This window comes from Danxiaibacter flavus (assembly GCF_041060425.1).
Classification (GTDB): Bacteria; Bacteroidota; Bacteroidia; order Chitinophagales; family Chitinophagaceae; genus Danxiaibacter; species Danxiaibacter flavus.
The window spans coordinates 799,316-812,419 of sequence record NZ_JAULBC010000001.1 but is presented as its reverse complement, the minus strand read 5'-3'; the positions used below and the strand labels follow the sequence as shown (position 1 = coordinate 812,419).

Below are 13,104 nucleotides of genomic sequence, written 5' to 3'. Positions count from 1 at the left end.
GACGGGGCAAACTAAAAATCAACATGAAACCTGCATTGCTTACTACTTTGATTTTTTTATCGGCACATTATTTCAGTTTTGCACAGCAACAAAAAGATGTTAAGTTATCCGCCGTTCCGCATGCATTTACATGGATCAATAGTCCAAAAAGCTTCACTGTAACGTCCGGCAACAGTATTAAAATTGTCGCACAGGCCAAAACGGATCAGTATGTAGCCCTTGACGGAAGTTATTATATTAATAACGCACCAAAATTGCTCTTCACACCCGATTCCAATTTCATTTTCTCAGCCCGCCTGTCTACAACGTTTGACAGTGTTTACGATGCAGGCGCCATCATCATCTACAGCGATTCATCTAACTGGGCAAAACTCTTGTTTGAGCGAAGCGACGAGCGAACCATTCATGTAAGCTCTTCTGTGATTAAAAATAAAATTACAGACGACAGTTACCATGCTGCACTTACAACCAGGCAGGTCTATATTAAGGCAGCTACAGCCGGAAACGTTTTTTGTTTTTATTACTCAGCAGACGGAAAACAATGGAATATTTTAAGAACGTTTGCATACGACAAAACGAATATGCGACTGGGCTTTTATGCCCAATCACCAAAAGGACCACAGTGCACGGTTGAATTTGCAGACATATCCTATAAACTACACGGCTTTACAAACTATTTCACCGGCGAATAAAATTTCCTGTCAACGTTCCCTTTAAACTAATCAAACCGCCATGAAGAAAAACGTACTGCTGGCAGCAGCGGTAACCTTGTCAATCGCAGCCCAGGCACAGCAAGGCACAACGGTTACCACCTCTATGTTTCAGGACAAAAACAGAAGTATTGGCCACTTTAACCCGGCTTCCGCAATTGGATTTACAGAACATTGGAAATTCAAAACAGGCGGAAGAATATTCTCTTCACCTGCCATCTACAAAGACTGCATTTTTATTGGGAGTGAAGACGGGAACCTCTACGCCGTTCAAGAAACAGGACAGCTAAAATGGAAATTCAAAACAGGCGGAGCTGTCCATTCATCACCTGCGGTATCTAATGGAACCGTATATTTCGGAAGCTTTGATGGCAATTTTTATGCAGTAGATATTACTTCCGGAAAAATGAAATGGAAGTTTAAAACAGGCGGAGAAAAATGGATTGGCGGAAAAGGATATTTTGGCCTTAAGCCTGATGACCTTTATACAGAGGATCTCTGGGACTTTTTTATTTCATCACCGTTATCTGACAATAACGTTCAGAATGAAACAATTTATTTTGGAAGCAGCGACGGAAATGTATATGCTGTTAACGCAAAAGACGGCACATTAAAATGGAAATTTGCAACCAACGGCGTAATACACACATCTCCACTGTTATACAAAAACACGATCTATATTGGAAGCTGGGATACCTATATGTATGCGATAGATGCAAGCTCCGGAAAAGCAAAATGGAAATTTAAAACCGGCGACAAGATGCCGATGAGCGGTATACAGGCATCCGCAACTGTTTATAATGACCTGATCTATTTTGGCGCAAGAGACGCTTTCTTCTACGCCTTAAACGCAACATCAGGAGAAGTAGTATGGAAATATCCGGCCGATGGTTCCTGGATATTAAGCACAGCTGCGGCGCAAGATGGCGTGATATATGTCGGCACGTCTGACACTTTCCTTATGCTGGCATTGGATGCCAGGACAGGCCAGGAAAAGAGGAAATTCAAAACCTGCGGATATGTTTATTCATCACCCGTTATTGCTGGCAACACAGCATTCTTCGGAGATTTTACGGGCAAATTTTACGGATTGAGTTTGGCAGACACAACGGCACGTGCAGCAGAATTCAACACAAGTGCCAGGCTACATAAAGCTGGTACCGTTCTAAAGAATGACACACTTAATTTTATGTATAAAGCCCAAAACGCGGATCTGTCTTTTTACGCCCCGAACAAAAAAGTAATGGATGAATTTTATACGCTGGGACCGATCGTTTCTTCTCCGGTTATAAGAGACTCAACTATCTATTTTGGCAGTGCAGACGGCTATCTTTATTCCCTTGACATTGTCAACAAAGTTACACCTCTAACACCAGGAAAGAAGTAACCAAAACAAACAATGGAAAAGTAAATACAGTATTTTATTTTAACAGTTCCGACCGTATATTGTAAGGGATAATTCATTGCAGGTATATCTTTTACAATATGAAGATTTCCTCCCGCCAAAGAAAATGGCTGAAAAGAATCCTTGTCTTGATCGTCGCACGCTTTATACTTGGAGGTATTGCATATTATATAATTGTATATCGATTTAAAGACATTGTGCAGTTTGTTGTCAGCAGGGAATCCAAAAAGAATTATTCATTTAACGCCTCTGATATTGATGTATCTCTCTGGCACAAGACATTGGTTGTTAACAATGCTGTGTTATCGTGTCATGACACTTTACACACAGATCCTCACCACGACGTAAAAATTCCGCGAATATACCTTGCGATCAATTCATGGAAAGATCTTGTATTTCATAAACGTGTTTCAGTAGACAGTCTCGCGATTATTTTACCAGAATTGAGAACACATGCACATGAGCAGACTAAAAAGAACACACAGGTAAGTTTTCAGACAACAGAAATTGTTAATATACTTGGCAGGGTCATCAATCACTTAAATGTAAGATCATTCACTTTACAGAACGGCACCTTTGCCTATAGCAGCCTTCACAAGAGTCATCCATTTTTTAGCAATCACATCAACCTGCTGATACGTAATTTTTCAAAAAAGGAGAAGTCATCAAATTATGTTCTTTCGTCTGAGGACATTGATCTTTCCCTCACTGATCAAAACTGGATGTTGCCGGACGGTTATCATGAAGTAGCCTTTTCGAAGCTGCACTTCTCCGGGAAAAACGGTTATTTTGAAATAGACTCCTCCAAGCTGACCATTCTGCCCAACGAAACAAACAACGGGCTTACATTCAGCGCAGAAAAACTCTTCTTCAAATCAAAACATCTGCCGGCTATTTACGAACAGGAAAAATTGATTCTTGATACGCTCATTTGCATAAGACCTGTTCTTGGGCTGAATGCCCCAAAGACAAGCGTGCATGACACATCTGCTGCTATCACAGAATCCGTAAAAAGACTGTTTAAGTCAATGAACTTTAAATATATTGATATTCAGGAAGGTCAAATCATATTCAACGCAAACAACCAGGGCGCAAGTTCATACATAACTCAAAGAACAAATCTAAAGTTGTATAACCTGGGCTTATCACCAGACAGCAGTCAAGAAATAGGTGCAGACAGTGTTCAGTTGAACCTCAAACAAATAACATTTGTTACACCTGATAGTCTTTTCCAAATGACGATTGATGAATTTACGCTCCACAATAATGATATTTTTTTCCGGAACGCATCGTTTACTCCAACCTTAAAAAACCATCCTGATAAAGGATTTACGTTCAATACACCTTTGCTTTATTTAAAAAACATCAGTATTGAAAACCTGATCAGGAAGAAACTGGTGGCGGATAGCGCAGAACTTACAAGACCAGAAATTATAGTATATACGAAGAAAAGTAAATCTTCTACAACAATAGCAGCGGACTCATCAGGAAAAGTTAACAAATTTTATGAGACGTTGCACGGACTCCGTGAGCTAATCAATGTAAAAGATTTTCGTGTTATCAATGGTAATTTACGTTACAATTCAACAGGAGAATCTCCCGTGCATCTGCAAGTTAAAGGCCTGAATGCAGATATTTTGCTTGACCACTTTTTAACCAGCGATTCACTGATAGATATCAAGCGCTCGTTGCCGATGCTTTTGATAAAGGAGGCTAAACTAAATTCTCCCAAAATCAATCTGGTGGTGAACAACTACCAATTTGATGGTTTCAGAAGGCACAATTCAATTGGCAATGCTCAACTCACCATTAACAACGGCATTTCTGTAAACGCAGACAATGTGTATTGGGAGATACTTGACTGGGATCTTTGGGCGCAACGCAGAATTATACAAATCGATGCATTGAAAGTACATCAATTGACCGTGAATACAACCGACAAAAATAGTCCAACTGTTAACAGCGACACAAAATACCTTCCGCCAATAAACGTCGCCAGGCTTGATATAGATGATCTTCTTTTTTATAAACACTCTGCACAAAAATTATCACTGAATTTCAATGCAGAGAATTTGTGCGTGGATCATATTCATACGCAAAAACAATTTTTCAACTGGGGGAACACTGAAGGTCAGCTCAACAATATACATCTTAACAATAAGGGTTTGCAGGCTATCATTAAACGGATCAATTTAAACAGCAAGGATGAAGTGACAATTCATGAAGCTTCAGTTTACACAAACAGGAATAGTACTTCTATGTCATTGGATATTCCATTTCTGAAGACAAGAACCAGCATTCATTCCACTGACATGTCTGATATTCGTTTGCATTCATTTGCTACAAACGGAGCTTCCCTTACCATGCTAACAAGAAGTGAAAACAACCCGGATCATAGCAAAACGCCGGCGTTTCCCGCAAACATTAAGATAGAACATATGCTGCTGAACAATACAAACGTCCGGTATATTGCCCAAAACGAACATGACACTACATCCTTAAATGCCAACGTCAATTTCCATATAAGACAGTTCAACAGTCAAAAAGAATCAGCTGCCGGCTTCATGTATGATACAGCAGCACTTACTGTTAATGATTTTCGATTTACCAAAAAAAATATGTACCTGTCTCTTCCCACTGGATCAATTACACTTACCAAAGGGAAAATAGTGAAAGAGCCGGGCAACACGTTTACATTGAATACCGGGTTGTTTATCAGGTGGTTTAACGGAATATACATTTCTCAAAACCGTTCTGGTTCCCGGCTTACGCTAAATAACGCGACAGGAAGCTTTGAAGACAAAGATTTTTCCCTACAGCGTTATCAGAACAATACACTTGAAAAATTACTACCCAAAACTACCATTAATGAAACAGGCTTCTACTACAAAACACCCGGATCAACACTAAAAGCCGCAAGTATTAAATGGAATCCGGCAGCAGAAAAGCTAAGTATCGGAACGTTTAGCATGCATCCAAATATTTCACGTGATGAAGCTTTTAAAAACGCACAATGGCAAGCTGATTATATGACCATCCGTGGCGATTCGGCAACTATGGCAGGAGTGAAATTCAACAGGCATAACGGAGACTCCTTGTTGAACATCCGCAATATTTCGTTGTATAGCATTGCACTGGAAACAAGCAGAGACAAGAACGTTCCATTCAACCACGGCTCCGTTAAGCCCATGCCCACAAAGCTGATCGAAAACATCTCTTACCCGATGCAAATCGACTCACTCACGTTAAAACAAAGCAGTGTGACCATACACGAGATTTCAGCAACAACAAAGAAAGAAGGTATTATTCCACTCACCAATATTAATGCTGTAATAACAAACATCCGGAATACAGATAATGGCAATGATAGTCTGACTATTTCTGCAAATGCTGAATTATTTGACAAGCGCATCAGGAACATGCACTACCAGGAGTCTTACAATGATTCTCTTTCGTATTTCAGGCTAAGCGTAAACGCATCTCCCAAACAATTATTGCCGCTAAGCAATATAACCACCCCTCTCGCTGCTGTGCGTGTTTCCGATGGTGAATCAGATACATTGTTTGCCCGTTTTACCGGCAACAAATATGCAGCCGCAGGCCATATGAATTTTTATTACAGTGATCTCAAGGTAAAACTTTTAAATCCTAACGACACCTCCAAAACAACCATGATGCTCAACGTAAAAAACTGGCTTGCAAACAACGTCATCCTACGCAAGAAAAATGACAAATACGCAGTAGCCTATTTTGAACGCGACCAGGAGAAGTTTGTATTTAACTATTGGATAAAAACTACTTTACACGGAATTATGTCGAGCGTAGGAATAAAAAGCAGCAAAAAATATATTAAGCAGTATAATAAAAAGCAGAAGGAGTATTCGCTGCCAAAATACGATTAAGCAAGTACGAAGTACGAGGTAAGAAGTACGAAATGAACTGTCTGAGAAAAATATACGATGTGAAGTGATGTACGGTGTACGGTGTACGGTGTACGATGTGGGTACTCACACTCCCGATACGATATTCTCAAATCATATTCTCTTTGAGTTATTCCTTAGGCCATTACCGTACACCTCATACCTCATGCCTCATGCCTTATACCTGAAACCTGAAACCTGAAACCTGCCCCCCGCGGCTGATAGCTAATAGCTGACAGCTGATAGCTCCTCCTACAAATTATGTATATACGACAAAATAAATCCCATAGAAAAATGCGTTGCTTTTGTTTGGCCCGCGTCGCCCAGGAGAAAGTTATCTTCATTGGGATGATCGAAGTTCACCTCCTGTAAATAATTCCTTGAAGATCCGTATGCAAAGGAAAAGCCTGCGCGCAGATTGTATTTCTGGCGTTTAATATTTGAACCTATTTGAAGATGGTAATTATTCCAATAACATGTATAAGGTTCGAAGCCTTCCAGGCTAAAAAACAGACCGGGACTTGTATAAGCAAAATCAGTACGCAATGCGATATACCCGGTTATATCAGGCATCAGTGCATAACTGGCACCAACAGCAACATTCAGCACACTTTTTCTTACATCTTTCAAACGCAATAAGGAAGATGTAATGGCATTATTGTCGCCGGTATCCGGCCGCAGAAAATAATCATTTCTGGGTGTTATGATATTATATTCATCTACTTTATTAAAATATTCCGCTGCAAAATAAATCTGTCCTTTTCTGTAGTCGTAATTATATCCAAGACCAACACTCATTGGCACTTTCCATTTTACCGGAAGATTTTCCTGCCGGCTATTTGCAAGCAGGCTCACATAATCTCCATCGCCGGTTTTCATGTTATTAAGTACATAATCACTTACTATAAGGCCACTGCCTGCTATATGAATGAGCGGGGTATTGACAATCATTCCAAGGTGATGTTTTCCCGCATCATACGCAACGCCGGCCTTAAAACGCAATCCAACATTATTGTAGTTAGCTAAGTAATAAAGGTCGTTACTTACAATTGGGAAAGTGGTATCACCACCTGGATTTACAAGTGCACGGGCATTATAAGTAACGTTGTAATTCTGTTTGTGAAGGTTGCCATCCATCGTAATCCCCACAGACCAATGTTTATCTAACTTGAATCCGGTGCTGATCTGGCCAGACGTTTCACTCACAAGATTTTGCGTAACATATTGTCCAATGAAATATTCACTTCCCGGACTATAACTATCATCTAATACATTAAATTTCTCATCCCTTCTTTGTGTTGCCTGATAGCTAAGATTAGGCGAGCGGATTAAAGCGTACGCAATAGTTACAGGCTTTTTCCCTTTAAACGCAAAACTTCCGGAAAGCATTTGAGGAACAGAGCTTGCAACACCAGATTTCAAATCGTAGCCTGTACCAGCTCCATTTTTTATTTTAATTGATTCATACTGGTATAAGCTGGCATTGATAGAAATGGTTGATTTTGGAGACACCCCGATCAAAGCCGGATTATAAAAATAAACGCCGCTGTCTTTATTGTTTGCAATCGCTGCTCCCGGCAGGAAAAAGCCACCGGCACTATAATCTGTGGACCAATAATGAGCATCCTGCGCAAGCATAACGAGCGGACTGAACACACCTAGAGTGCAAACAAAAAAAGTTCTAAACCTCATAAGCATCGGTTGTGGCATAGATAAAAAAAGTTTCATTCCAAATGTCAATAAGATATTGCATTTGGAATGAAACTGCAAGATATTACGTCAACGTCTTATTTTATAATACCATCAATGGCCGGAGCAACAGGGTGCGTGGCGTTAAACCTGAGTCCTAATAATCCGGCGATGGTTTGAGCAAACTGTTCATTGTATAGTTGACCTTTGGCTTTTATTTCACCTGAGTGCTTAATACCGGCACCGAAAGTCAATATCCATGTATCATTAGAATGTGGTGTTTTTGAGCCGTGATCGGTCCATTTATCACCTTCACCCCTTCCATGATCTGGAACTACCACAAAACTTGTATTGTTCTTATAAAAGGCATCGCCTTGCATGTAGTTCCACAGACTGCTGATCATTGCATCGCAGTTGTGTATTGCATCAAGATATTTGTCGTAATGACCTTCATGAGCATATTCATCAGTATCACCCAGATCAATATAGATCACTTTCGGATGCTTTGCCTGTATATAAGCTTTCGTCAGCATAAAAGTTGAAGCATCCACACGTTCAGAAGCGCCGAATATTGTTGGTTCGTAGCGCTGCGTTTCATTTGCAAACTGTTCAAGCGGAGTTAGTTTATCCCCCTTTATTTCTTCATACGCCACATTTACATACATACCGCTGCGGTTTCTGTTGAGTGCATGCGCTACAACATTCCAACTGGCAAAACCGGCTACCTTGCCTTTGTATAATGGTTGCTGGTTGATAAATTCAAACACATTGGTGTTTGGGTTATCCGGAAAATCGTTAGAATTAACAGCTGTATCCACATAGCCACAAAAGCTTTCACTTCTTCCCGGGTAAGAAAACCAATATGGATTTTTTACATTGACGAAATTGCCGGCATCGCGGTTTCCATATAACTGACCATTCTTTACGATATAGTTCCACAAAAAAGGCATTAGTTTACTTCTGCGCTCACCAGGTTCGTCCGACCAGTATTTTTCAATTCTTAACAAGGAGTCCGATGAATTAAATTTTTTATCCTTCAACAAAGACAAATCGGCGCCTTTAAATATCTCGTGCCATCTAACGCCATCAAATGTAATGACCACAAGATTTTGGGATTGGGAAGCTGTACCCTTCTGAGTAAAGGCTACTCTGGCAAACATTACCTGAAAACCTAATAGTAGCAAGTACCGTAGTTTCATTGTGCAAGATTTCATAAGTGAATAAGGACAATATTATTAAGAAAATGGCCTGTTAATACACGCAATCGTTTGACTGTGTTTAATCATTCTAAACAAAAAAGGGACGAGTGATTTTTTAAAAACACAGGAGGCATAGTAATCCCCGGCTGCCTTTATGCTAATTTTACCGGCTGCAGACGATTAAAATTTTCAAACTTTTTTTTATATTCGAATTGCGTTTTAAACGCCCCGTAATTACTAATATTCCTTGATTGACTATTTTCTCCATCTCCTGAAAAACCGGTACCTCACATACTTTTTACAGCCCATGAACTAATACCAAAAACGCATTTATGGTAAGGAAAATCAGTTTTCTGCTTATGTCAGTTGTGCCGTTCATTATAGCTAGCGGCCAGGTTTCAGTTGTAACCCAGCACAATGACCTCGCCCGGACAGGCTGGAACAACAACGAAACTGTTTTAAACCCAGGCAATGTTAACGTAAAACAATTCGGGAAGATTTTTAAAGTACAGGTTGACGACCAGTTGTATGCTCAGCCGTTGGTGCTTTCAAATCTGAACATTGCCAATGGCAAACACAATGTTGTATTTCTTGCTACAACCAACAACAGCGTTTATGCAGCCGACGCTGACAATGGCACTCTTTACTGGAACAAGAATTTTACACCTGCAGGACAAAGACCTCCACGCAACACAGACATGACAGGCGCCTGTGGCGGAAACTACAAAGATGTTTTCGGCAACATGGGCATCCTGGGTACGCCTGTAATAGATTCCGTTTCCAAAACAATTTATTTTGTAACGAGAACCACTACCGGTACCACCGGAACCTATACGCAATATTTTCATGCGCTTGATGTAACAACGGGCAACGAAAGAGCAAATAGTCCGCTTGAAATAATAGCTACTTCAAATGGCGTCGGATCTGGAAATGTAAATGGTGTGATTAGTTTTGACCCTCAGAAAAACAACCAGCGACAGGCGCTTACATTACATAACGGTATTGTGTATGTTACCTTTTCTTCGCATTGCGACTGGCAGCCCTATCATGGATGGGTATTGGGATATGATGCCCAAACGCTTGCTTTAAAATATGTATATAACGCAACCGCAAATGGTTATGAAGCCGGTCTTTGGCAGAGCGGCGGCGGACCTGCAATAGATGAAGCAGGATTTATGTACCTGGTTACGGGTAACGGCGCTGTTGGTACCAACAAAGATGTGAATGACCTTTCAAATAGAGGAGAAAGTGCCATCAAGCTCAAACCAACCAACAACACGCTGGCTGTAACAAGCTTTTTTACACCAAAAAACTTCATAACACTTGAAATGGCCGACCTTGATTACGGTAGTATGGCAGCCTTTCTTATTCCCGGGGCCAAAAGATATGTTACCGGCTGTAAAGACGGTAATCTATATGTACTAAACACTGATAATCTCGGTGGTTTTAACAGCACTTATAACAATGTGGCGCAGACGATCATTTTAGGAAATAACGCTACAATGAGGTGCCAGCCATCTTACTACAAAAGCAGCACAAACGAATTTGTTTATGTGTGGAGCGAAAACTCGCAGCTTAAAGCTTATCCTTTCGATAGAACAAGCAATACGCTGGATGTTGACAATGTTGTCTCCGCCAGTCCGCAAGGCCCTGTCGGGGCAAATGGCGCTATGATAAGCACATCGTCCAACAACTCAAAAGACGGAAGCGGCATAGTATGGACAAGCTATTCGGCTAACGGCGACGCCAACCAATCTTTAAGACCGGGCATTCTGCGTGCATTTGACGCCAATGATGTAACAAATGAGCTCTGGAATTCCAATCAAAACGCTAATCGCGATGGGGTTGGTTTTTATGCTAAATTCTCCTCTCCCACTATTGCTAACGGAAAAGTTTACCTTGCTACTTTCAGCAATCAACTTAACGTGTATGGCATTATTGATACTACTCCACAAAAGCCCGTGTGCAACTCCAGTACAAACGTGGCACTTGCTAAGCCGGCTTATTCATCCTCAAATGAAAACACAACCTTATTACCCGGGCTGGCTTTTGATGGAAATAATACAACAAGATGGGCCAGTGCAAACAATAGTACGCCAGAGTGGCTTTATGTAGATCTGGGAGAGATTGATTCGATATGTAATGTAACCATTAACTGGAACGCCAGTTACGCTAAAGACTTCCAGGTGCAGGTATCTAATGATGCCGCTTCATGGAAATCCATTGCAACTGTTACCAACAACAACACGCAAAATAATAGTTTTGATGCATTGACACTTGGCCGGTATGTCCGCTTGTATTGCACAGCAAAAGCTACTGCCGGCGGATATTCTGTTCTTGAAATGAAAGTATTCGGGAACCCTATACAGGGATGCATTACGCCAAACGGGGTAACGGTGAACCATATCACTGCCACGGGAGCTACCATCCGGTGGAACTATACCAACTCACCTTCTTACTATGTGCAGATTAAACCGCAGTCCAGCTCCAAATGGCAAACCTTCACAACCAAAAGTGATTCGTTGGTGATCACCGGATTAACATGTGGCAACTACTACAGCTACAGGGTTCAATCAAGCTGTGCCAAAACCGGCGTAAGCAGCTACTCGGAAGAAGCCAGCTTCAATACACTGACATGCACAGATTGCGGACTTTTACCAACCAGGTTCTACACAAATGATATTGGCGATATTGCGATAGGCGGACAAGCCTGTTACGACGCGCCTAAAACATCATTTACTATTAAAGGATCGGGTGTCGATATAGGAAATAACGGTGACGCATTCAGGTATGCATACAAAACGGTCAGCGGAAGCACCAGGTTGGTTGTAAAAGTAACCAGCCAGGATGATGCAGATCTTTTGAATAAAGCAGGCATTATGTTCAGGGAATCACTGGATGCAACCTCACGCTTTGCGTTTGTTGGCATTACAAGTGGCAGCGGTGTTACGTTCCAGTACAGATATGTTACAAGAGCTACCAGCACAAACGCTCTTATACCGGGCTTTAAGGCACCATGCTACCTGGCCCTTGCAAAAGAAAATACAACCTACACAGCATATATTTCAAAGGACAGTATAAACTGGACACAGCTTGGATCAATTAAAATACCCAACTTTGGCGGCGGTGATTATCCGATCTATGCAGGCCTGGCAGTAACCAGCCACAACAATTCAAAAACGTCAACAGTTATATTTAATGAGTTCAGCCTGGTGCCAAAAGATACTATTATAATGCCACCGGTTGATACTACCTGCTCTCCTTTAATGTATGGTATAAACACGCTGGATATTGGCAATGTTGCTCAGGCTGGATCAGTATGCTTCATCAAGTCTAAAGACAGCTACAAAGTAACAGGCTCAGGAGACGATGCCATTAAATTTGCCGACAACTTCCGCTACGTTTACAGGCCATTTGCCGGCGACGGCCAAATTGATACAAGAGTTGCATCCCAGGACAAAGTCAATGCAGGTAACGAGGCCGGCCTTATGTTCAGAGAATCTCTTGCACCGGAGTCAAGAAACTTTTTTATAGGAGTCACCAGCGGAATGGGTGCATTTTATCAATACAGGGCCGAAAACGGCGCATCCACATCCGTTAAATATGTGAGTGGCATAAAAGCGCCTTATTATCTGCGCATAGTTAAAAAAGGAGATACTTACAGTGCTTATATTTCACCGGACAGTGTTACATGGTCACTTCTTATAAGGCCAATCTACTTGCCTGGAATGGGCTTGAATGGAAAAAGTGTTTATGTTGGGTTTGCAGTGAATAGTCATAACAGCACAAAACAGACAACCGCGGTGTTCGACAAATCAAAGATCATCATCAATAAAACCAGTGCCCGTATAGCGGCAACCGATTCAGCAAGAGCCGTCAATAACGCAACAGCGGATGTCGCAGCGCCAACAGCTTTGAAAGTATATCCTAATCCAACCAGCAACATTATTACTGTTGATTTTAGTGTTGCCGACAAACAGGATATGACATTAAGAATTGTTGGCATTGCCGATGGCCGTACTTACTATACGGAAAGCTTAAGTAATTTCAGCGGCCACTATCACAAGAAATTCAGCAACCTGCAATTGCCATCCGGATCATATGCAGTTTCAGTCAAGAGCAAGACAGGATTTAAGACAGAGATATTTATAAAGGAGTAAGGTGTGAGGCATGAGGTGTAA

6 protein-coding genes are annotated in these 13,104 nt (G+C 41.2%); 4 read left to right on the top strand and 2 right to left on the bottom strand.

The features are described from left to right. Positions 1–23 precede the first annotated feature (23 nt). The 3 genes from QTN47_RS03175 (at position 24) to QTN47_RS03165 (ending at position 6,017) form a co-directional block, all read left to right on the top strand. On the top strand, positions 24–692 hold the full coding sequence (locus QTN47_RS03175; protein ID WP_369327868.1) for a DUF1349 domain-containing protein: 669 nt from the start codon (positions 24–26) through the stop codon (positions 690–692). A 40-nt stretch (positions 693–732) separates the two neighbouring features. Continuing rightward, a complete protein-coding gene (locus QTN47_RS03170) occupies positions 733–2,097 on the top strand; it encodes an outer membrane protein assembly factor BamB family protein (protein ID WP_369327867.1) in 1,365 nt (454 codons plus the stop codon). Between the two features lie 98 nt (positions 2,098–2,195). Continuing rightward, positions 2,196–6,017: an AsmA family protein gene (locus QTN47_RS03165; RefSeq protein ID WP_369327866.1), complete on the top strand. Its 3,822-nt coding sequence runs from the start codon at positions 2,196–2,198 to the stop codon at positions 6,015–6,017. Positions 6,018–6,287: 270 nt separating this feature from the next. Here the strand turns inward: QTN47_RS03165 and QTN47_RS03160 are convergent, their stop codons facing one another. Together QTN47_RS03160 and QTN47_RS03155 are read right to left on the bottom strand one after the other, a co-directional pair. Beyond that, positions 6,288–7,727 (bottom strand): hypothetical protein, encoded by a 1,440-nt coding sequence (locus tag QTN47_RS03160; RefSeq protein ID WP_369327865.1) that lies wholly within the window; start codon positions 7,725–7,727, stop codon positions 6,288–6,290. A gap of 95 nt (positions 7,728–7,822) precedes the next feature. Further along, on the bottom strand, positions 7,823–8,923 hold the full coding sequence (locus tag QTN47_RS03155) for an alkaline phosphatase family protein (protein ID WP_369327864.1): 1,101 nt from the start codon (positions 8,921–8,923) through the stop codon (positions 7,823–7,825). A 332-nt stretch (positions 8,924–9,255) separates the two neighbouring features. On the opposite strand from QTN47_RS03155, the gene QTN47_RS03150 reads away from it, so the two are divergent. Further along, positions 9,256–13,083: a discoidin domain-containing protein gene (locus QTN47_RS03150; RefSeq protein ID WP_369327862.1), complete on the top strand. Its 3,828-nt coding sequence runs from the start codon at positions 9,256–9,258 to the stop codon at positions 13,081–13,083. Positions 13,084–13,104: the final 21 nt, after the last annotated feature.